Source organism: Ewingella sp. AOP9-I1-14 (assembly GCF_052375995.1).
In the GTDB taxonomy this organism is placed as follows: domain Bacteria; phylum Pseudomonadota; class Gammaproteobacteria; order Enterobacterales; family Enterobacteriaceae; genus Ewingella; species Ewingella allii.
The window spans coordinates 498,337-519,518 of record NZ_JBQSVA010000003.1; the positions used below are offsets into that span (position 1 = coordinate 498,337).

21 protein-coding genes and 1 pseudogene are annotated in these 21,182 nt (G+C 50.1%); 10 read left to right on the forward strand and 12 right to left on the reverse strand.

What is annotated here, in order from left to right; translation table 11 throughout:
* Positions 1-38: 38 nt before the first annotated feature.
* From glmM to rlmE, 4 genes and pseudogenes are all read right to left on the reverse strand, one after another.
* Positions 39-1,379 carry a phosphoglucosamine mutase gene (glmM, locus tag ACT3RT_RS12185; protein WP_353500680.1) on the reverse strand — a complete coding sequence of 447 codons (1,341 nt, stop codon included), beginning with the start codon at positions 1,377-1,379 and terminating at the stop codon, positions 39-41.
* Positions 1,366-2,221: pseudogene (gene folP / locus ACT3RT_RS12190) on the reverse strand (dihydropteroate synthase). The gene glmM and the pseudogene folP overlap by 14 nt, the downstream one beginning before the upstream one ends.
* 119 nt (positions 2,222-2,340) lie before the next feature.
* The gene (gene ftsH, locus ACT3RT_RS12195) at positions 2,341-4,284 is read right to left on the reverse strand and encodes an ATP-dependent zinc metalloprotease FtsH (RefSeq protein WP_353500678.1); all 1,944 of its coding nucleotides are present in this window, start codon (positions 4,282-4,284) and stop codon (positions 2,341-2,343) included.
* Between the two features lie 56 nt (positions 4,285-4,340).
* Positions 4,341-4,970 (reverse strand): 23S rRNA (uridine(2552)-2'-O)-methyltransferase RlmE, encoded by a 630-nt coding sequence (gene rlmE / locus ACT3RT_RS12200; protein ID WP_034795258.1) that lies wholly within the window; start codon positions 4,968-4,970, stop codon positions 4,341-4,343.
* Positions 4,971-5,153: 183 nt separating this feature from the next.
* Between rlmE and yhbY the strand changes: the two genes are divergently transcribed.
* Positions 5,154-5,450 (forward strand): ribosome assembly RNA-binding protein YhbY, encoded by a 297-nt coding sequence (gene yhbY / locus ACT3RT_RS12205; RefSeq protein WP_034795256.1) that lies wholly within the window; start codon positions 5,154-5,156, stop codon positions 5,448-5,450.
* A 194-nt stretch (positions 5,451-5,644) separates the two neighbouring features.
* Here the strand turns inward: yhbY and greA are convergent, their stop codons facing one another.
* Positions 5,645-6,121 (reverse strand): transcription elongation factor GreA, encoded by a 477-nt coding sequence (greA, locus tag ACT3RT_RS12210; RefSeq protein ID WP_353500677.1) that lies wholly within the window; start codon positions 6,119-6,121, stop codon positions 5,645-5,647.
* Positions 6,122-6,403: 282 nt separating this feature from the next.
* Here greA and dacB point away from each other — a divergent pair, with 282 nt between their 5' ends.
* Genes dacB through pmrB form a run of 3 tightly spaced genes read left to right on the forward strand, consistent with a single transcriptional unit; the run spans position 6,404 to position 9,574 of the window.
* Positions 6,404-7,837: a serine-type D-Ala-D-Ala carboxypeptidase gene (gene dacB / locus ACT3RT_RS12215; RefSeq protein ID WP_396132294.1), complete on the forward strand. Its 1,434-nt coding sequence runs from the start codon at positions 6,404-6,406 to the stop codon at positions 7,835-7,837.
* Between the two features lie 10 nt (positions 7,838-7,847).
* Positions 7,848-8,510, forward strand: a complete 663-nt coding sequence (gene pmrA, locus ACT3RT_RS12220; RefSeq protein WP_353500675.1) for a two-component system response regulator PmrA — start codon at positions 7,848-7,850, stop codon at positions 8,508-8,510.
* On the forward strand, positions 8,507-9,574 hold the full coding sequence (pmrB, locus tag ACT3RT_RS12225) for a two-component system sensor histidine kinase PmrB (protein ID WP_485902018.1): 1,068 nt from the start codon (positions 8,507-8,509) through the stop codon (positions 9,572-9,574). Before pmrA ends, pmrB begins: the two co-directional genes overlap by 4 nt.
* Before the next feature lie 88 nt (positions 9,575-9,662).
* Here pmrB and cgtA read toward each other — a convergent pair whose 3' ends face one another.
* The 4 genes from cgtA to rplU all read right to left on the reverse strand — a co-directional run bounded on the left by cgtA (position 9,663) and on the right by rplU (position 12,498).
* The gene (cgtA, locus tag ACT3RT_RS12230) at positions 9,663-10,832 is read right to left on the reverse strand and encodes an Obg family GTPase CgtA (RefSeq protein ID WP_353500673.1); all 1,170 of its coding nucleotides are present in this window, start codon (positions 10,830-10,832) and stop codon (positions 9,663-9,665) included.
* 18 nt (positions 10,833-10,850) lie between these two features.
* A complete protein-coding gene (locus ACT3RT_RS12235) occupies positions 10,851-11,822 on the reverse strand; it encodes a DMT family transporter (protein ID WP_353500672.1) in 972 nt (323 codons plus the stop codon).
* Between the two features lie 88 nt (positions 11,823-11,910).
* Positions 11,911-12,168, reverse strand: a complete 258-nt coding sequence (gene rpmA, locus ACT3RT_RS12240) for a 50S ribosomal protein L27 (protein WP_034795241.1) — start codon at positions 12,166-12,168, stop codon at positions 11,911-11,913.
* Positions 12,169-12,186: 18 nt separating this feature from the next.
* A complete protein-coding gene (gene rplU, locus ACT3RT_RS12245; RefSeq protein ID WP_496203033.1) occupies positions 12,187-12,498 on the reverse strand; it encodes a 50S ribosomal protein L21 in 312 nt (103 codons plus the stop codon).
* A 259-nt stretch (positions 12,499-12,757) separates the two neighbouring features.
* Here rplU and ispB point away from each other — a divergent pair, with 259 nt between their 5' ends.
* The gene (gene ispB / locus ACT3RT_RS12250) at positions 12,758-13,729 is read left to right on the forward strand and encodes an octaprenyl diphosphate synthase (RefSeq protein ID WP_396132292.1); all 972 of its coding nucleotides are present in this window, start codon (positions 12,758-12,760) and stop codon (positions 13,727-13,729) included.
* Between the two features lie 64 nt (positions 13,730-13,793).
* Here ispB and ACT3RT_RS12255 read toward each other — a convergent pair whose 3' ends face one another.
* Complete coding sequence (locus ACT3RT_RS12255; protein ID WP_396132291.1) at positions 13,794-14,162, reverse strand: DNA-binding protein; 369 nt, start codon at positions 14,160-14,162, stop codon at positions 13,794-13,796.
* A gap of 667 nt (positions 14,163-14,829) precedes the next feature.
* Between ACT3RT_RS12255 and ACT3RT_RS12260 the strand changes: the two genes are divergently transcribed.
* Complete coding sequence (locus ACT3RT_RS12260) at positions 14,830-15,096, forward strand: helix-turn-helix domain-containing protein (RefSeq protein WP_353500669.1); 267 nt, start codon at positions 14,830-14,832, stop codon at positions 15,094-15,096.
* A gap of 72 nt (positions 15,097-15,168) precedes the next feature.
* On the opposite strand, the gene mdh is transcribed toward ACT3RT_RS12260, so the two are convergent.
* A complete protein-coding gene (gene mdh, locus ACT3RT_RS12265) occupies positions 15,169-16,107 on the reverse strand; it encodes a malate dehydrogenase (protein ID WP_034795231.1) in 939 nt (312 codons plus the stop codon).
* Positions 16,108-16,570: 463 nt separating this feature from the next.
* Between mdh and argR the strand changes: the two genes are divergently transcribed.
* The 3 genes from argR to yhcN (ACT3RT_RS12280) all read left to right on the forward strand — a co-directional run bounded on the left by argR (position 16,571) and on the right by yhcN (ACT3RT_RS12280) (position 18,283).
* Positions 16,571-17,041: a transcriptional regulator ArgR gene (gene argR, locus ACT3RT_RS12270; RefSeq protein ID WP_353500668.1), complete on the forward strand. Its 471-nt coding sequence runs from the start codon at positions 16,571-16,573 to the stop codon at positions 17,039-17,041.
* Positions 17,042-17,523: 482 nt separating this feature from the next.
* On the forward strand, positions 17,524-17,787 hold the full coding sequence (gene yhcN / locus ACT3RT_RS12275; RefSeq protein ID WP_100938234.1) for a peroxide/acid stress response protein YhcN: 264 nt from the start codon (positions 17,524-17,526) through the stop codon (positions 17,785-17,787).
* 232 nt (positions 17,788-18,019) lie between these two features.
* Entirely contained in the window at positions 18,020-18,283 is a 264-nt protein-coding gene (yhcN, locus tag ACT3RT_RS12280) for a peroxide/acid stress response protein YhcN (protein ID WP_353500667.1), read from the forward strand.
* 296 nt (positions 18,284-18,579) lie between these two features.
* Here yhcN (ACT3RT_RS12280) and mpl read toward each other — a convergent pair whose 3' ends face one another.
* Complete coding sequence (gene mpl, locus ACT3RT_RS12285) at positions 18,580-19,965, reverse strand: UDP-N-acetylmuramate:L-alanyl-gamma-D-glutamyl-meso-diaminopimelate ligase (RefSeq protein WP_496200824.1); 1,386 nt, start codon at positions 19,963-19,965, stop codon at positions 18,580-18,582.
* A 167-nt stretch (positions 19,966-20,132) separates the two neighbouring features.
* Here mpl and fbp point away from each other — a divergent pair, with 167 nt between their 5' ends.
* Positions 20,133-21,149: a class 1 fructose-bisphosphatase gene (fbp, locus tag ACT3RT_RS12290; protein ID WP_353500665.1), complete on the forward strand. Its 1,017-nt coding sequence runs from the start codon at positions 20,133-20,135 to the stop codon at positions 21,147-21,149.
* The last annotated feature ends 33 nt before the right edge of the window (positions 21,150-21,182 follow it).

The following is a 21,182-nucleotide window of genomic DNA, read 5'->3' on the forward strand; positions in this document are numbered from 1 at the left end:
AGGCCCAAATTATTTTAAGAATCAGTGCTATTACTCAATTATGGCTTTGACGCTTTTACGGCATCAGCAATTCGGTTAGCCAGCATTTCTACTAACGCGCCGTCTTCACCTTCCACCATAACGCGAATTAACGGCTCAGTACCTGATTTACGCAGTAATACTCGGCCCCGCCCTGCCAGCTGTTTTTCAACCTCAGCAGTAATGGTTTTCACTTCTTCAGTTTCCAGCGGGTCATGGGTACCCGCAAAGCGAACATTGACCAGCACCTGTGGCAGTAATTTCATGCCGCTGCACAGGTCATGCAGACTCATGTGGTTACGCGCCATGGCGGTCAGCACTTGCAGACCGGCCACAATACCGTCACCGGTGGTGGTTTTGTCTAACAGGATCACATGGCCTGAGTTTTCGGCGCCAATGCTCCAGCCCTTCTCTTTCATCTTCTCAAGAACGTAGCGGTCACCAACTTTGGCGCGAGTGAATGGAATACCTAGCTGTTTCAATGCCAGCTCAAGACCCATGTTGCTCATCAAGGTGCCCACCACGCCGCCTTTCAGCTGGCCCTGGCGCAGACCTTCGCGCGCAATGATATACATGATCTGGTCGCCATCGACCTTGTTGCCTTCATGGTCAACCATGATGATACGGTCGCCGTCGCCATCAAAGGCCAGACCGACATCGGCCTTTTCAGCCAGAACGCGCTCTTGCAGCAGACGAACATCCGTCGCGCCGCATTTTTCGTTGATATTCATCCCATCGGGTTCGCAGCCGATAGCGATCACTTTCGCGCCTAACTCGCGCATCACGCTTGGCGCAATGTGGTAGGTCGCGCCGTTTGCGCAGTCAACCACGATTTTCAGGCCATTCAGGCTCAGTTCGCTTGGGAATGTGCCTTTGCAGAATTCAATGTAGCGGCCAGCGGCATCCACAATGCGGCTGGCTTTACCCAGCTCTGCCGACTCAACGCAGGTCAGCGGCTTATCCATTTCCGCTTCAATGGCTTCTTCAACATCGTCAGGCAGCTTTGTACCGTCGATGGAGAAGAATTTGATGCCGTTGTCATAATAAGGGTTATGAGAGGCTGAAATGACGATACCTGCTTCCGCGCGGAAGGTGCGGGTCAAGTAAGCAACGGCCGGAGTTGGCATTGGGCCGGTGAAAGAGGCGGAAAGACCTGCGGCAGCAAGGCCGGCTTCGAGTGCTGATTCCAGCATATAGCCAGAAATGCGGGTATCTTTGCCAATAATGACTTTGCGCGAACCATGGCGGGCGAGGACTTTACCTGCGGCCCAGCCCAACTTTAATACGAAATCAGGCGTGATCGGGCTTTCGCCAACTTTGCCACGAATGCCATCTGTACCAAAGTATTTACGGTTGCTCATAATTTTTATTCTTCCCTTGCTGAAAGTGTTGCCTCAACGATACGCATCGCCTCGACGGTTTCTTTTACGTCATGCACTCTGATTATTTGCGCGCCCTGCATTGCAGCAATAACGGCGCAGGCAATACTTCCACTCACCCGATTTTCCGGGGACACATTGAGTAACTGCCCAATCATCGATTTTCTCGACATCCCAACCAGTAATGGCAACCCAAAATGGTGGAATTCAGCCAGCCTTGCGAGCAGCTGGTAGTTGTGGTTCAAATTCTTACCGAAACCGAAGCCTGGGTCGAGCAACAATTTATTTTTCGGAATACCCGCGCTCACACAACGCGCAATTTGTGCGGCGAAGTAGCTATCGATTTCACCAATCAGATCGTCATATTTCGGTGAATGTTGCATCGTTTTTGGCTGCCCCTGCATGTGCATCAGGCAGACAGGCAGGCCGCTCGCCGCAGCGGCTTCTAGGGCGCCAGGCTCTTGCAGAGAGCGAATATCATTGATGATGTGGGCGCCAGCGGCGGCTGACTCTCGGATAACCGCGGCTTTCGAGGTATCGACGGATATCCAAACTTCCATCCGGCGATAAATAGCTTCGACCACGGGGATGACGCGGGAAAGTTCTTCATCCTCGCTGACCTCTGCCGCGCCCGGACGAGTAGACTCGCCGCCGATATCGATTATCGTTGCGCCGGCATCAACCATGGCCTGAGCATGCTGCAGTGCCAAATCAATGCGGTTATGGCGACCACCGTCAGAGAAAGAATCTGGCGTAACGTTTAGGATCCCCATGACCTGAGGAAATCTGAGGTCTAACGAAACCCCTTGGGCGTTTAGCAGCATGCTGGTGTCCTATCGCTTCTGATAAATATTCTGTGTCGTCCGTACATTATGCATAAAAAAACCCCGGGCAAGCCCGAGGTTTTTATTCACAACGTCGACAATGGGACACAATTACCGGCTTATTTGCCGCTAAATTGTTCACACATCGTGTTGCCTGGATTCGGCGTACGCGGTTCGTCTACTGGCGTTGGTGCTTTAGGCGCGCCACCGTCATTGGAACTGTCGTTACCATTTTTCGCGCTAGACTCATCCCAGCCAGCTGGCGGGCGAACATCTTTGCGGTTCATCAGGTCATCAATTTGTGGCGCATCAATGGTTTCATATTTCATCAATGCATCTTTCATTGAATGCAGGATGTCCATGTTTTCCATCAACAGCTTACGGGCACGTTGGTAGTTGTGCTCAACCAGAGATTTCACTTCCTGATCGATGATACGGGCAGTTTCGTCAGACATGTGTTTGGCTTTCGCGACTGAGCGACCCAAGAACACTTCGCCTTCTTCTTCTGCGTACAGCAATGGACCCAATTTCTCAGAGAAGCCCCACTGGGTAACCATGTTACGCGCAATGGAGGTCGCCACTTTGATGTCGTTGGATGCACCGGTAGAGACTTTTTCTACACCGTAGATGATCTCTTCAGCAAGACGACCACCGTACAGGGTAGAGATCTGACTTTCGAGCTTCTGACGGCTGGCGCTAATCGCATCGCCTACTGGCAGGAAGAAGGTCACACCCAAAGCACGTCCACGAGGGATGATAGTGACTTTGTGTACTGGGTCATGCTCAGGAACCAGGCGACCAATGATGGCGTGGCCCGCTTCGTGATATGCCGTAGATTCTTTCTGCGCTTCGGTCATCACCATGGAGCGACGTTCCGCACCCATCATGATTTTGTCTTTGGCTTTCTCGAACTCAACCATAGAAACAACGCGTTTGTTGCCACGAGCAGAGAACAGAGCCGCTTCGTTAACCAAGTTGGCTAAGTCAGCACCAGAGAAGCCCGGCGTACCACGTGCAATCACAGATGCGTCAACATCTGGTGCCAGTGGCACACGACGCATGTGGACTTTCAGGATCTGCTCACGACCGCGAACATCTGGCAGGCCAACAACCACCTGACGGTCAAAACGACCTGGACGCAGCAACGCTGGGTCAAGTACGTCTGGACGGTTAGTTGCAGCAATAACGATAATGCCTTCGTTGCCTTCAAAGCCGTCCATTTCAACCAGCATCTGGTTCAACGTTTGTTCACGTTCGTCGTGACCACCGCCCAAACCAGCACCACGTTGGCGACCTACGGCGTCAATCTCATCGATGAAGATGATGCATGGCGCTGCTTTTTTCGCTTGTTCGAACATGTCGCGCACACGAGATGCACCCACACCCACGAACATTTCAACGAAGTCGGAACCGGAAATTGTGAAGAAAGGTACTTTTGCTTCACCGGCGATGGCTTTCGCCAGCAAGGTTTTACCGGTACCTGGAGGGCCGACCATCAACACGCCTTTTGGAATCTTACCGCCCAGTTTTTGGAAACGGCTTGGTTCGCGAAGGTAATCTACCAGTTCGCTAACCTCTTCCTTGGCTTCGTCACAACCAGCGACGTCAGCAAAAGTGGTTTTAATTTGGTCTTCCGTCAGCATGCGCGCCTTGCTCTTGCCAAAGGACATTGCCCCTTTGCCGCCGCCGCCCTGCATCTGCCGCATAAAGAATATCCAGACGCCAATCAACAACAGCATCGGGAACCATGAAATAAAGATAGAGGCCAGCAGGCTAGGTTGTTCTGGCGGTTCGCCAACAACTTTCACGTTTTTGCTCAGCAGCGTATCCAGCAATTTAGGGTCATCAACTGGGATGTAGGTCGTGTATTTGTTGCTATCTTTTTTAACAACGTCAATCTCACGTCCATTGATACGTGCTTCACGAATCTGGTCTTGGGTCAATTCGGACATGAAGGTAGAATAATCTACCCTACGGCCATTAGACTCGCTGGGCCCAAAGCTCTGAAATACAGACATCAATACAACCGCGATGACTAACCAGAGAATCAGGTTCTTCGCCATGTCACTCAAGGGATTAACCTCATATTACAACTGTGTTAACAAACAGCGTTAGGGTATTACAGTTTCCGCCCTGTCGCTACGATGTACACTTCACGCGAACGTGCACGAGAAGCGTCTGGCTTACGAATCTTCACCTTCGTAAAAAGGGAGCGAATTTCCCGTAGGTATTCATCAAAGCCATCTCCCTGGAACACCTTCACCAGGAAACCTCCACCTGGTGCCAATACATCACGACACATATCCAGCGCTAACTCAACCAGATACATCGATTTTGGAATATCGACTGCCGGAGTACCGCTCATATTCGGGGCCATATCGGACATGACCACCTGAACTTTGTTATCTCCCACTCTTTCCAACAGAGCTTTGAGAACTAATTCATCACGAAAGTCGCCCTGAAGAAAGTCGACTCCAACGATGGGATCCATAGGTAAAAGATCGCATGCGATAATGCGGCCTTTATGCCCGATTTGGGTGGCAGCAAATTGTGACCAACCACCCGGCGCAGCGCCCAAGTCAACCACGGTCATTCCTGGTTTGAACAGTTTGTCGCTTTGCTGTATCTCATCCAGTTTAAACCAGGCGCGGGAACGTAGGCCCTTTTTCTGTGCTTGTAACACATATTTATCGCTAAAGTGTTCCTGCAACCAGCGACTGGAACTTGCAGAACGCTTTTTATTAGACATTATTTATTAACCATTTAATTTTCCATTAACACTCATATAGAGCATTTGGAACAAGCTCTTAGCGTCATTACGTCGATAGCTAAAGCCACTCAAATCTTCGCGCCAAAGCAGTCCGATTTGGTGATAACCATGAGATGGCGGTAGAATGACCCGTTTTCAATCCCAACTTAAGCAAAAAAGACGATGAATCTTAACAATAAGCAAAAACAGTACCTGAAAGGTCTGGCACATCCACTCAAACCGGTTGTCATGCTAGGTAATAACGGCCTTACCGAAGGTGTGCTCGCAGAAATCGAACTGGCTCTGCAACACCACGAACTTATCAAAGTGAAAGTAGCCGCTGAAGAGCGTGAAACGAAGACCTTGATTGTTGACGCTATTGTGCGTGAAACCAAGGCGAGCAATGTGCAAGTCATCGGCAATATTCTGGTACTTTATCGCCCTTCGACTGAAGACCGCAAAATTATCTTACCGCGTTAATTGTTTAAGGTTTAACGAAAAACGCTGTAGATAAGTGGAACGGTGACACGTTATTACTTTCAATAAAAGGCCGCTCGCGGCCTTTTTACGTTAGTTTTCACTTCCCTGTGAAGTAATTCACGCGGGAAGTGAGCGTTTTGAATGGTCGCTGCGCCTGAAGAATGGCACTTTTTATTCAGGTTAGCTGAGGCAGATTAAAGGTATTCAACCTTCAGCACTTCATACTCGACATCCCCGCCCGGCGTACGGATCACCACGACGTCATCTTGTTCTTTGCCAATCAAACCACGAGCAATAGGCGAGTTAACAGAAATCAGATTTTGCTTAAAATCTGCTTCATCATCACCCACGATGCGGTATTTTTGCTCTTCCTCAGTATCAAGGTTCATCACGGATACCGTGGCACCAAAAATCACGCGACCCGTTGCCGGCATTTTGGTTACGTCGATCACCTGAGCATTGGAAAGCTTGGCTTCGATTTCCTGAATACGACCTTCACAGAAGCCCTGTTGTTCACGAGCGGCGTGGTATTCAGCATTCTCTTTCAAGTCGCCATGTTCACGTGCAGTGGCGATATCTGCAATGATCTTCGGGCGACGAACGCTCTTAAGATGATCAAGTTCTTCACGTAATCTTTCAGCGCCACGTAATGTCATCGGAATCGGTTTCATATATTAACTACCTCTAACTTGTCCTTTCGGTAAACACCGTCCTGATCGAATCAGGTAGAAATAAGTCAGTGCTCTTGACCGACTCTCTCTGGCTAAAAACAAAAAAAACCTAACCCGGAGTCAAAGACCCAAGTCAGGATTGGTTTTGCATTTTGATGCGTATTTTAACGTAGAGTTCCCTGAGGGTCATCGTTTACTTTCGCCCTCGTTGCACCCCACTTCGTAGCATCGTAGTATGGCGGCACGTCATTCCGCAGTTACCCAAGGCCCTTACTCAAAATAATGCGTTTTTTACAAATTGTCAGTGGATTAGCTTGCGCGTTTGTTTTGAACGCAAACGCAGCTCAGGTCGAAAATTACACCGAGTATCTGCCCGACGGTACAAACCTGGCGTTACTGGTACAGAAGATTGGAGCCACAACCCCTTCGATAGACTATCACGGGCAGCAGATGGCTTTGCCCGCCAGTACGATGAAAATTTTGACCGCGCTGGCAGCCTTGCTCCAGCTAGGCCCGGATTTCCGGTTTACGACCACATTCGAAACCAAAGGCACCGTCAGCGATGGTGTGCTGAAAGGCGATCTGGTCGCGCGTTTCGGTGGAGATCCCACCTTTAAGCGTCAGAATATTCGCAATATGGTGGCTGCATTACGCAAGCAGGGCATCAAACAAATCACTGGCGATGTGATCATCGACAGCTCAGTTTTCGCCAGCCATGACAAAGCGCCGGGCTGGCCGTGGAACGATATAACCCAGTGCTTCAGCGCGCCACCGGCGGCAGCGATTGTCGACCGAAACTGCTTCTCGGTTTCGCTCTACAGTGCGCCAAAACCTAATGATAACGCCTTCATTCGCGTCGCATCATACTATCCAGTCCACATGTTTAGCGAAGTGCGGACGCTGGCGAAAGGCTCTCCTGACGCGCAGTATTGCGAGCTGGACGTGGTGCCTGGCGAACTCAACCGTTACACGCTGACGGGCTGCCTGACCCAGCGCAGCGAACCTCTGCCTTTGGCCTTCGCCATTCAAGACGGAGCGAGCTATGCCGGTGCCATCATTAAAGATGAGCTGCAACAGGCTGAGATCCAAATCGACGGCACGCTGAAGCGCCAGACACAGCCGACGCCAGTGGGTACGGTTCTGGCCCAAACGCAGTCCGCGCCGCTGCACGATTTGCTGCACATCATGTTGAAGAAATCGGACAACATGATTGCTGATACCGTGTTCCGCACCATAGGACACCAGCGTTTTGGCGTGCCGGGCACGTGGCGTGCGGGCTCCGACGCCGTGCGTCAGATCCTTCGCCAGAAAGCCGGTATCGATTTAGGTAACTCTATTCAGGTAGATGGCTCTGGCCTGTCGCGCCACGACCTGTTGTCACCTGCGACCATGATGCAAGTGCTGCAATACATTGCTCAACACGATCAGGAGCTAAACTTCATATCAATGCTCCCTCTGGCGGGCCATGACGGTACATTGCAATATCGCGGCGGTTTGCACGAAGCGGGCGTGGATGGAAAAGTTTCTGCGAAGACCGGCTCACTGGCTGGCGTTTATAACCTCGCGGGCTTCATCACGACGGCCAGCGGCCAACGTATGGCCTTTGTGCAGTTCTTATCTGGCTATGCTGTTCCGCCGGAAGATCAGCGCACGCGTAGAGCACCGTTGGTTCGTTTTGAAAGCCGTCTCTATCGGGATGTATATCAAAATAACTGAGTTCTAAACGATGAAATTACTGATCGTTGAAGATGATGAACTCTTACGACAGGGCCTGGCATTGGCCCTCAGCGGAGAGAATTACGCTTGTGATTGCGCATCGACAGCGGCAGAGGCCCATGGCCTAATTCTGGCAAGCCAGTACAGCTTGGTGGTGTTAGACCTGGGCCTACCCGATCGCGATGGCGCCTCTCTCCTGCGCCAGTGGCGCCGGGAGCATATCTCCATCCCCGTGCTGATCCTCACCGCGCGCGATGCCCTTGAGGATCGCGTAGACGGCCTTGATGCCGGTGCAGATGATTATCTGATTAAACCTTTCGCGCTGGTCGAGCTATTGGCGCGGGTCAGAGCCTTAATCCGCCGCTATCAGGGGCAGAGCGATAATCAGGTTATCGTCGGCTACCTCAAAATTAACCTCTCCACCCAGCAAGTTTATAAAGATGGCGCTCCCGTCGAAGTGACGCCGAAAGAGTTCGCTATCCTTTCCCGGCTGATGATGCGGGCAGGCCAAACCGTGAATCGCGAACTTCTACAGCAAGATCTCTACACCTGGAATGACGATCTCGGCTCCAACACGCTGGAAGTGCATATGCACAACCTGCGCCGCAAATTAGGCAAAGAGGTTATCCGCACCATTCGCGGTAACGGCTATCGTTTAGAGGTCTCTGAATGAACAGCATGCGGCGTCGGCTGCTCGTCATGCTGGCGCTGATCTTGTTCGTCACTCAGCTCACCAGCGTATTTTGGCTTTGGCATGAGAGTCAGGAACAGATCAACCTGTTGGTCAACGACACGCTCTCTGCCAAGGTGCGCAATAGCCACGTTGAGAAAGAGATAGCCGAGGCGATTGCCTCGCTGATTGCCCCTTCCCTACTGATGATGGCCGTCACGCTGCTGCTCTCCTTCTGGGCTATAAGCTGGATCATTCGGCCACTTAACCAATTGCAGAATCGGCTGGAAACTCGCTCGGCGGACAACTTATCCCCCCTGCCGCTTAACAGTGAAATTAGCGAAATCGTCTCGGTCACTAAGGCGCTGAATCAGCTTTTTGCCCGGCTTTCCAACACCATTCAGCAAGAGCGGCTGTTTACCGCCGATGCCGCCCATGAGCTGCGCACGCCGCTGGCCGGAGTGCGTTTGCATCTCGAGCTGATGGAGCAGAAAGGTGTGGAAGGCAGCAAGACCTTGATTAGCCGCATCGATCAGCTGATGCTGACTATCGAGCAGCTACTGATGCTATCGCGGGCGGGGCAAAACTTCGCGAAGGGGCATTATGATCAGGTGGACTTGGTCGAGCACGTGGTGCTGCCGCTGCAGGAGGAGCTGGAGGAGATGCTCACCCTGCGCCAACAGTCTCTGCGCTACTCCCTGCCTGAGAAGCGGGTGATTCAGGGCGACGCCATCCTATTACGCCTGATGGTGCGCAATCTGGTGGAAAATGCCTTTAGGTATGGCCCGGAGGGTGGTGAGATAGCCTTGACCCTGCTGAGTGAGAATCAGGGCGCAGTGGTAAAAGTCGAAGATAACGGCCCGGGAATTGATGAACAGACAGCCAGTGAGCTGACTCAGGCTTTCAAACGCGTTGACCAGCGATACGGTGGCAGCGGGCTGGGGCTGAATATCATTGTGCGCATTGCCGCACTGCACGGCGGCAATCTGCAATTGAGCAATCGCAAAGATATACAAGGCCTTTGCGCCCAGTGCTGGCTGCCAGAAACCTTTATCGACAAATACTAAGCCCAGCCTGAACCTCCAATTTATGCATGAAAAAAGGCCGCTCTAGAGCGGCCTTTATCGACGTGTAAACAATCACTTAAACGCAGAATTAACGTTCGTAGATAATCTCTACGCCTTCGTCATCATCCTCGTCCCAGTCATCATCCCAGTCGTCATCTTCGGCTTCGACTTCAGCCAGTTGCTCACGGTGGTAATCATCCCACATGAATTCAACTTTCTCTGGCACGGCAGCCTCAACAGCCATGTGCTTAGGATTTTCATTGATGAACTTCATCACATCCCAGCACAGCGCGTTAACGCCTTCGCGATTGGCGGCAGAGATCAGATAGTAATCTCCTTCCCAACCCAAAGCATCGGCGATGGTTTTAGCACGAGCTTCAGCTTCTTCTTTCTCAATCAGATCAACTTTGTTGAACACCAACCAGCGCGGTTTTTCTGCCAATTTGGCATCATACTGCTGCAGTTCGTTGATGATAACTTTAGCGTTTTCAACCGGATCAGATTCATCGATTGGTGCGATATCAATAAGATGCAGCAGCACGCGGCAGCGCTCAAGGTGCTTCAGGAAGCGAATACCTAAACCTGCGCCTTCCGAAGCCCCTTCAATCAGACCTGGGATATCGGCAATCACGAAGCTCTGCTCGTTATCCATACGCACAACGCCCAAGCTTGGCACCAGCGTAGTAAATGGATAATCGGCAACTTTTGGTTTAGCGGCTGAGACAGAGCGAATGAAGGTTGATTTACCGGCGTTCGGCAGACCTAGCATGCCCACGTCAGCCAACAACATCAGTTCCAGAGAGATGTCGCGCATCTCACCCTTGGTACCCATCGTTTTTTGGCGAGGGGAACGGTTTACGGATGATTTGAAGCGGGTGTTACCGAGGCCGTGGAAACCGCCTTTGGCAACCATCTGCTGCTGGCCGTGGCGGGTCATGTCACCCAATACTTCGCCAGTGCCCTGATCCAGAATACGCGTACCGACCGGGACTTTGATGACGATGTCTTTGCCGCGTTTACCCGTACAATCGCTGCTCTGGCCATTGGTGCCGCGCTCTGCACGATAAGATTTCACAAAACGGAAATCGATCAGCGTGTTGAGGTTTTCATCTGCCAGCACATAGACGTCGCCGCCGTCGCCGCCGTCGCCGCCATCAGGGCCGCCACGAGGGATATATTTTTCACGACGGAAGCTGACACAACCGTTACCGCCATCACCTGCCACGACCAAAATTGTGGCTTCATCTACAAACTTCATGTGTACCGTCTCCGTAAATCATTCACCCGGCTGCTTAAGAGTCGCCACCAGGGTTTGTTCTGTCCGACCAGGCCACCAACGATGGCCAATTGCGGAAAACATCGCTCCCGCCACCACCACGAATGCTCCCAAATAACCAATTAGGTTAAGCACTGGTGCAGCAAACATATTAGGCCAGGCAAGTGCTAATAAATCTGAAAATAGCAGGGTAAACAATGGCGTCAGGGTAACAAATGCACTTACTTGTGCCGCCTGCCATCTCGCCATCGCTTCCGCTAATGCGCCATATCCTACTAACGTATTCGCGCCACAAAACAATAAACAGGCAAATTGCCAACTATTGAGCTGCGAGAGCATCGCCGGACTGGCCAGCGGGAGCAATGCGATAGAACATAAAGTGTACAGCAAAAACAAGATCTGAGGTGAGGCTAGCCGCCGCAATAAGACCTTCTGCGTAACGCCGTAAATAACCCAAACCGTTGCCGCACTTATCCCCAGCAATACACCCAGGGTGTAATCCGTGAGACGTGTGAAAATTTCAATCAGGCTGGTATTAAAGAACAGTACCAAGCCGAGTATCAGCATGCCCGCCCCAATCACTTGGGTTACGCGCATCTTCTCTTTCAAGATAATGACGCTGGCGAACATCATGCCGACGGGTGATAACTGCCCGATAACCTGCGACGCCGTAGGGCTGAGGTATTGCAGAGATGACCCAAATAAGACGAAATTGCCCAATAACCCACAGGTCGCGACTAACAATAAAATCAACCAGCGAGGACTTTTGAACATTTGCATCGGCGGCAATCTATGCCGTGACGCCAAAATACATCCCAGCACCACTGCGGCCAGAGAGAACCTAAACCAGACGACAGTGAAAGGGTCCATGACCACTAACACTTGCTTCATCGCTATAGGCAGCGAACCCCAGCACATTGCCGTGATCACCGCTAACAGAATCCCTATAGGCGCCTGCGATTTCGTGTCCATGTCCCTGCCATACTTAGGCGAACCAGAATGTAAAAAGCCCCGCAACGAATTGCGGGGCTTACATCTATTTTCTTAAGACTCGAGAAATTTATTCAGCTTCGATGCTGATAAATTTACGATTTTTCGGGCCTTTAACTTCGAACTTGACTTTACCGTCAGCCAAAGCAAACAGAGTGTGGTCTTTACCGCAACCCACGTTGTTACCAGCGTGGAATTTGGTGCCGCGCTGACGAACGATGATGCTGCCTGCCAGTACTGCTTCGCCGCCAAAGCGTTTTACGCCAAGACGTTTAGCTTCTGAATCGCGACCGTTGCGTGTGGAGCCGCCAGCCTTTTTGTGTGCCATTGTTCCGCTCTCCTAAACTTAAGCGCTAATGCCGGTGATTGTAACATCAGTGAACCACTGACGGTGGCCCTGTTGCTTACGGTAATGCTTACGACGACGGAATTTAACGATCTTAATTTTGTCGCCACGACCGTGAGCAATAACTTCAGCCTTGATCAAACCGCCAGAAACTAATGGCAGACCGATATTGATTTCTTCACCGTTAGCAATCATCAAAACTTGGTCGAACTCAACTGTTTCACCAGTTGCGATGTCCAATTTCTCAAGGCGAATAGTCTGCCCTTCGCTAACACGGTGTTGTTTACCACCACTTTGGAAAACCGCGTACATATAAAACTCCGCTTTCCGCGCACTCAACTTTGTATAGTCCAGAGGGCGCTATAAATATTCACAATAGGGCGCGAATTCTACGCAAAAAATCAGCATATGACAAGAGCACTTTCACGACAAAAGAAGAAAAAAAGCGCAGTTCACTAGATGGCATTTATCTCCATTGTTTTTCAAGTACAATCCCCTTTACAGTTAGCGCCATGTGCCAATGTGAGCCAGATCTCATTGCGGTGAAGAGTAACGCAGCCGAAAAAACACAATGAACCTAGAACAGATTATCGATCTCACCGAGCAGGACATGGCTGCGGTCAACGCAACCATTCTGGAACAGCTGAATTCTGATGTATCACTGATCAATCAGTTGGGCTATTACATCATTAGTGGCGGTGGTAAACGCATTCGCCCAATGATCGCCGTACTCACCGCGCGCGCGTTGGGCTATGAAGGCGACAAGCATGTGACCATCGCCGCCCTTATCGAGTTTATCCATACCGCGACGTTGCTACATGACGACGTGGTTGATGAATCTGATATGCGCCGTGGAAAAGCGACAGCCAATGCGGCCTTTGGCAATGCCGCCAGCGTGCTGGTTGGCGACTTTATCTATACCCGCGCTTTCCAGATGATGACGGATTTAGAGTCAATGCCGGTGCTGGCGCTGATGGCGAAAGCCGTCAACGTGATTGCCGAAGGTGAAGTTTTACAGCTGATGAACTGCAACGATCCTGACATTACGGAAGAGATCTATATGCAGGTTATCTACAGCAAAACGGCCCGCCTGTTCGAAGCGGCATCCCAGTCATCGGCCATGCTGGCCGGCGGCAACGACGAGCAAATTCAGGGTCTGCAAGACTATGGCCGCTATCTGGGCACGGCCTTCCAGTTGATCGACGACTTGCTGGATTATGATGCGAATGGCGAGACGCTGGGTAAAAACACCGGCGATGACCTGAACGAAGGCAAACCCACCCTGCCTCTGCTTCACGCCATGAAGCACGGCGATGCCGAGCAATCAGCCATGATCCGTGGTGCTATTGAGCAAGGAAACGGCCGCCATCTGCTGGAGCCGGTTCTGGCAGCGATGCACCAGTGGGGTTCTCTGGACTACACTCGCGCTCGCGCTGAAGAAGAAGCTGATAAGGCGATTCGCGCATTGCAGGTCTTGCCAGAATCGCCTTACCGTACGGCGCTGGAAGGCTTGGCGCATATTGCGGTAAGAAGAGATTTCTAATTCACGCCTCTTAAAACGGCTGTACCGCGATTCGGCTGCGGTACAGTTGTCATTTCACATGGCTTCAGACATCAGGCGTATAAGGCTTAGCGCTCAATCGATTTAACACCTCTGACATCCCTTCCCGCACAATGAATTTGATAATTAAATCCCGCTCATCTTCTTTTAACTGTTTGTAGCTCTCAATCCAAATCGCCAGAGGATCTTGATGAGCAGTGTAAACATATTCAGCGGACTGCTCTTTCATTTCCAGGCTATTCATCGCCTTAATCGGTAAAGTGCCAATGTGATATTCAACGGCGCGTCCCTGAACACCCCAACGACGGCGTTTTAACCATGCCTGACGCCGTGCCATACTGTGAATGCCCTGAGTTGAATTTGGCAGACCGTCGAAACCAATTAATTCCCTCGCTGAAAACCACTCTTTTTTCATAACGTTCCTTTTCATATTGTGCATTTGCACAAAAGAATGCTGTTATAACGCGCTGAGACCATGAAAATGTCCATAAATGGCCTGTTCTGCTTTCCGTTTAGCTTTAGATTTAATAAAAGCAGATAACTTATAGCACTACTTAATAGAAGTAATAAAGCTGATTAACTCACTTCAATAAGTAACAAAAGAAGCCCAGATATCGATTAATCTTTTTTATGAAAGTTAATAAATACACAATCAGTGTTTTTTGGAAAGTATTAAACAGTTAGTCAACAAACCAAACAAAATCATTAAACCCATATTTTTCATAGAGATAAAAACAAAAGTGATGAGCGAAAATCTTTTACAACCCTCACTCACTTGCCACCAAAGACCTCACGGCTGTCGATAATTAGTCAGACATCTTATTCATATATTTAAAGTAGCAAAAAAAGTCATTCATTTATCCTCCTAATAAATAGGCGATTTTGATTAACTTGCGCCATTAATTTAGAACAATTTGTATTACTCATTTGCGTTAGCAAGAATAAAGAGATATTTTCCCAAAAATGAAAAGCTTTTCAGAAACCAAGAACATCCATTTTTAAAGCTCATATTCTGGATCTTGATACCAAAAATCATATCAATATTACGACGATCAACTTGCCGATAATAAAAGGGAATACGTATGAAAGGACATAAAGAAAATTGGCATCAGGCAGACATTATTGCTGCATTACGCAAGAAAGGCACCACTCTGGCGGCAGTATCACGAGAGGCCGGTTTGAGTTCATCAACCCTAGCAAATGCATTATCGCGGCCGTGGCCTAAAGGAGAGCGTATTATTGCTGATGCAATAGGTATCCACCCTTCCCTCATTTGGCCGAACAGATATTTTGATCCTACGACCTCTAAAAGAATTGAGCGAAAAATCCGTTCCCCAAATAAAGCCTGAGGTTCTTGCAAACAACGCATAAAAAAACCGCCGGGGAGACCGGCGGTTGATTTGGCACTGCTTAGGCAGATATCACTTGTTGATGAACTGCTCACCTAACTCGATATCTTTACGCAGTACGTCGAGCATTGAATCCAGAGATTGCTGCTCGAATGCGCTCAGAGTACCCACGCTTTTCAGCTCGGCTACGCCGTTTTTACCCAACAGAATTGGCTGTGCGAAGAAGCGGGCGTGTTCGCCTTTACCTTCAACATATGCACATTCAACAATGTTGCTTTCGCCTTGCAGAGCACGAACCAGAGACAAACCGAAACGTGCCGCAGCCTGACCCATAGACAGGGTTGCAGATCCGCCACCGGCTTTCGCTTCAACCACTTCCGTACCCGCGTTCTGGATACGTTTAGTCAGATCAGCGACTTCACTTTCAGTGAAAGAGACGCCAGGGATCTGAGAAAGCAGTGGCAGGATAGTCACGCCTGAGTGGCCGCCGATCACAGGCACTTCGATGTCCTGAGGCTGTTTGCCTTTCAGTTCAGCCACGAAGGTGTTTGAACGGATAGCATCCAGCGTCGTCACGCCGAACAGTTTGTTTTTGTCGTAAACACCGGCTTTTTTCAGCACTTCTGCTGCGATCGCAACGGTGGTGTTCACTGGGTTGGTGATAATACCAATCAGTGCTTTCGGGCAGGTTTTAGCCACTTGCTCAATCAGGTTACGGACGATGCCCGCGTTCACGTTGAACAGGTCGGAACGGTCCATGCCCGGTTTACGAGCTACGCCCGCAGAGATCAGCACCACGTCAGCACCAACCAGTGCAGGCGTTGCATCTTCACCGCTGAAACCTTTGATTTTTACTGCTGTAGGGATGTGGCTGAGGTCAACTGCTACGCCCGGGGTAACGGGGGCAATGTCATACAGAGAGAGTTCTGAACCTGAAGGCAGTTGGGTCTTGAGTAGAAGGGCGAGGGCCTGGCCGATACCGCCAGCTGCACCGAGAACTGCAACTTTCATCCTATACTCCTTTATTATCATAAACTTAAAAAGCGCCGTGAATTCATCTAGGTAGTGACCATCATCCACTGCACTACTGCAACAATCTCTATACCTGAGATTGAGAAGCTACGCGGTAATTTTGGCTGTATGTCGGCTTTATTTAATATTATTTGCTTATGCATCAATGGCATAAATCAATGACATCATAAAAATAGCGTCACGAAACACGACAGGTTAACCGGCGGTTACATTACACCCGTTGATGGCATTAGGACAATATCAATTCCATAACAATTTAATAACTATGTCTTATGTCAACAATGCACAATTCCAGCATATTCATTACTAAATTCATCGCTGGATAAATGGGTATAACCAGACATTGCGCACAACTCAGGGTAATGAGTGATTATCTTTATTGCATAAAAATTCATATATATGCATAATCACCCGCACTATCGTTATGACCTTAGGGTGCAAAATGCGTAATCCTGCCAAACAGGAAGATCTAATTAAAGCCTTCAAAGCCTTATTGAAGGAAGAGAAGTTCAGTTCTCAAGGCGAAATCGTCCTTGCTTTGCAAGAGGACGGATTTGAGAACATCAACCAATCTAAAGTTTCTCGCATGCTGACCAAATTCGGTGCCGTACGCACCCGCAATGCGAAAATGGAGATGGTGTACTGCCTGCCGGCCGAGATTGGTGTCCCGACCACCACCAGCCCGTTAAAAAACCTGGTTCTGGATATCGACTATAACGATGCTGTTGTGGTGATCCGCACCAGCCCGGGTGCAGCGCAGCTTATTGCCCGCCTGCTGGACTCATTAGGCAAATCGGAAGGCATTCTTGGCACCATCGCCGGGGATGACACCATTTTCACCACGCCAGCCCGCGGGTTTAGCGTGAAACAGCTGTACGAAGCCATTCTCAGTCTGTTCGAACAAGAGCTTTAATCGCGCTCTTCCTCAGCGTAAAGCCACTCCATTATATGCGCAGGTGACCCGTGAAGTACTGAACGGTATCCTGCGAGCACCCTTTTCTACCTTCTTTTCTGGTTATTTATAAATTATTAACCCTTAAACCCACCTATCAGGTTGTTTTCCAACCGGCCTGACATGATGTCATCCTGTTAAATACGACCCTACCAGTCACACCATCTTCACATGCTGGTTTCAATAGTGTGAATCTCTGCAATATTCAGCACAAATAGCTCAAATGACATAACCCACTAATTTATCAAGACAATACCCTCAAAAGGTCAATTTTAAGCCGTTTTTTATTCTTTTCTGTTATTAAAAACACTACTAGCCCCCTTATAACCACACCAAAAACTATTAGCAAACTATTAATATTTCGGGTTACTAGATGTATACTCATTTCCGTGATGTGAATCACTGTTTGTTCGGACTACATAATAAAAGAGACGAGGTCAATCATGAAAGTAACAACTACTATCGCTGCATTCAGCATTCTCTCTGCACTGTCATTTGGCGCATTTGCAGCACAACCTGTCACACAAGATCAGGCAAAAAATCTGCAATCCGTCGGTATGGTTAGCGTCAGCGGCGTGGCCGGTGCTCCTACGGATATTCGTCAGGCACTATCTGATAAAGCCGATGAGCAAGGTGCAAAAGCCTTCCGCGTGATTGAAGTTCGCCAAGAAGGCAACTACCACGCAACGGCAGAGATTTACCAATAAGACGTTGAAGTCGCAGACGTTTTAGTAAGAGAAGTTTGAGTAAGGTAAATTATCTGGCCTAAGAAATAGAGGCCGAAGCATTAAAAAACGGATTTATCGCTGCAACGCACCAAGTTTCCAGAGCGCAAAAACGCCCTTCAATCTTGATAATACAGACCTGATGAATCCAAAACATGAATCGACGTTGCTATCAAATAACCTGCATCAACGTCATAAATATCAGGAAATTGTCATGAAAATCACTACTACTATCGCTGCACTTAGCCTGTTCTCTGCCATCTCATTTGGCGCTTCAGCTGCCAACTTGGTCACCAACGATCAGGCACAGAATTTACAACCTATGGGTACCATTAGCGTCAGCGGCGTTAACGGCGTACCTATGGATATCCGCCAGCAACTGTCTGACAAAGCCGACAGCAAAGGCGCGACCTCTTATCGTGTGATTGAGGCTTATAACGAAGGCGCATATCACGCGACGGCTGAACTCTATAAATAAGCTTTATTGAGCGAAGCGAGTCACCCTCATAAGTAGAAAAATTGTTGCATTGAAGTCCCGGTTTCAATAGCCACCCAGCGATAAGAATAAGCGCTGTTGAGGCTGGAAAGAGAGCTGACACTGCCACTGCCGTGCTCTTAACTTCCCGAGACCCTCGTCGTCCTGTCCGACGACACCCTTTGGCTCCCGTGTATTGCGGGAGCTTTTTTTTATCCTTTTTTCCGCGCCCCGCTGCCTTTCAGCCATAAAAAAACACAGCCGGAGCTGTGTTTAAGAAGGTTCCAACAGGCTGAAGCTTATTCCTGCTCGACCGCCACAGATTTCGCCGCCAGAGCATCCAGCAGTTTGGTGTGAATGCCGCCGAAGCCGCCGTTACTCATCACCAAAATGTGATCGCCCGGCTGCGCGGCTTTCACCACTAAATCGGCCAGCGAGTCGACATCCGCGCTCCAGTGAGCAGGCTGCACACAGTGCTCAGCAACTTCTGCTACTTGCCAAGGAATGTGCTGAGGCTGTAACAGGAAGACTTCATCGGCACGGCCCAGCGCTGGCGCCAGTTCATTCTTGCTCATGCCCATTTTCATGGTGTTAGAGCGCGGTTCGAGCACGGCCAAAATGCGCGCGGTACCGCCGACTTTACTGCGCAATGCAGCAAGGGTGGCCAGAATCGCCGTCGGATGGTGAGCAAAATCGTCATACACGCTCACGCCATAGGCTTCGCCGCGCAGTTCGAGACGGCGACGGGCGTTGATGAAATCGCCCAAAGCTTTGCAGGCATCTTCTGGCTTAACGCCGACGTGACGCGCCGCGGCGATCGCCATCAGGCCATTGTGCATGTTGTGTTCGCCAACCAGCGACCAGTGCACTTCGCCGACGCTCTCACCGTGCAGATAGACGGTGAAAGAACTGGCGTCCGGGGTCAGCTTCTTGGCATCCCAGGCGCAGGTTTCGGCTTCACCAACAAACTCCTGCTCACTCCAGCAGCCCATCGCCATCACTTGTTTCAGCGGTGTGTCATTGTCGGGTAGGATGATTTTCCCCTGACCCGGCACCAGACGAACCAAATGGTGGAACTGTTTCTGGATAGCTTTTAAGTCGTCGAAGATGTCAGCGTGGTCGAACTCAAGGTTGTTCAGCACCAGCGTGCGCGGGCTGTAGTGAACAAACTTGGAACGTTTGTCGAAGAACGCGCTGTCGTATTCGTCGGCTTCAATCACCATAAACGGACTGTTACCCAGACGTGCAGAGACGTCGAAGTTGCCCGGCACGCCGCCGATGACATAGCCCGGCTCGTAGCCGCAGGCTTCTAGGATCCACGCGACCATGCCAGCCGTGGTGGTTTTACCATGGGTGCCCGCAACGGCAATCACCCAGCGGCCCGGCAGCACGTGGTCGTGTAACCACTGTGGTCCAGAAACGTAAGGAATGCCCTGCTCCAGCACGGCTTCCACGCACGGGTTTCCACGCGTCATGGCGTTGCCGATGATAACCAGATCAGGACGAGGCTCGAGCTGCGCGGGGTCGTAACCCTGGATCAGTTCAATACCCTGATTCTCCAGCAGCGTACTCATTGGTGGATAAACGTTGTTATCTGAACCGGTAACCTGATGCCCTTGTGCGCGTGCCAGCATTGCCAGCCCGCCCATAAAGGTGCCGCAAATCCCAAGAATATGAATGCGCATATGTTTTCCATTAATGCCTTTAAGTCAGCCGCTATTCTACCGCTCAGAATCCTCCAGAAGAAATGGATTTGCCTAGGATTCATCCATATATTTGGGCTAAACTGCTCGTGCTCATGTTAAGGTTTTATTAATAAACCGTTATCCATCCTAGATTTAGGGAATGCGTCATGAAAACGTTAGGCGAATTTATTGTTGAAAAGCAGCAGGATTTTCCCCATGCGACCGGCGAGCTGACCGCTCTCCTTTCAGCAATAAAACTCGGCGCAAAAATCATTCATAGGGACATCAACAAAGCCGGGCTGGTCGATATTCTCGGTACAAGTGGTGTAGAAAACGTGCAGGGCGAAGTTCAAATGAAACTCGACCTTTACGCCAATGAAAAGTTAAAAGCGGCGATGTTAGCGCGCGGCGAAATTGCCGGTATCGCGTCGGAAGAAGAAGATGAGATCGTCGTCTTTGAAGGGGAACGTGCTGAAAATGCAAAATACGTGATCCTGATGGACCCCCTTGATGGCTCCTCCAACATTGATGTTAACGTCTCTGTCGGCACCATCTTCTCTATTTACCGTCGTACCACTCCACTGGGCCAGCCGGTCACCGAAGCTGACTTCCTGCAACCGGGCAACCGTCAGGTCGCGGCAGGTTATGTGGTTTACGGCTCCTCCACCATGCTGGTTTACACCACGGGCGCGGGCGTTCATGCCTTCACCTATGACCCTTCACTCGGCGTCTTCTGCTTGTCTCATGAAAAAGTCCGTTTCCCAGCGAAGGGCAACATGTACTCTATTAACGAAGGCAACTACATCAGATTCCCGCTCGGCGTGAAGAAGTACATTAAGTACTGTCAGGAGCAGGACGAAGCCACAAATCGCCCTTACACCTCGCGCTATATCGGCTCTCTGGTAGCGGATTTCCACCGTAACCTGCTGAAAGGCGGCATTTATATCTATCCAAGCACCGCAAGTCACCCTACCGGTAAACTGCGCCTGCTGTATGAGTGCAACCCGATGGCGTTCCTTGCCGAGCAAGCCGGTGGTAAAGCCAGCGATGGTAAAAACCGTATTCTGGACATCATTCCGCAAAAGCTGCACGAGCGCGCACCTTTCTTCGTCGGCAACCGTTCAATGGTTGAAGATGCAGAACGCTTCATCGCTGAGTTCCCAGACGACGCTTACCCACAATAAGAACGCGTTATCTCTGTACATCACTTACATAAA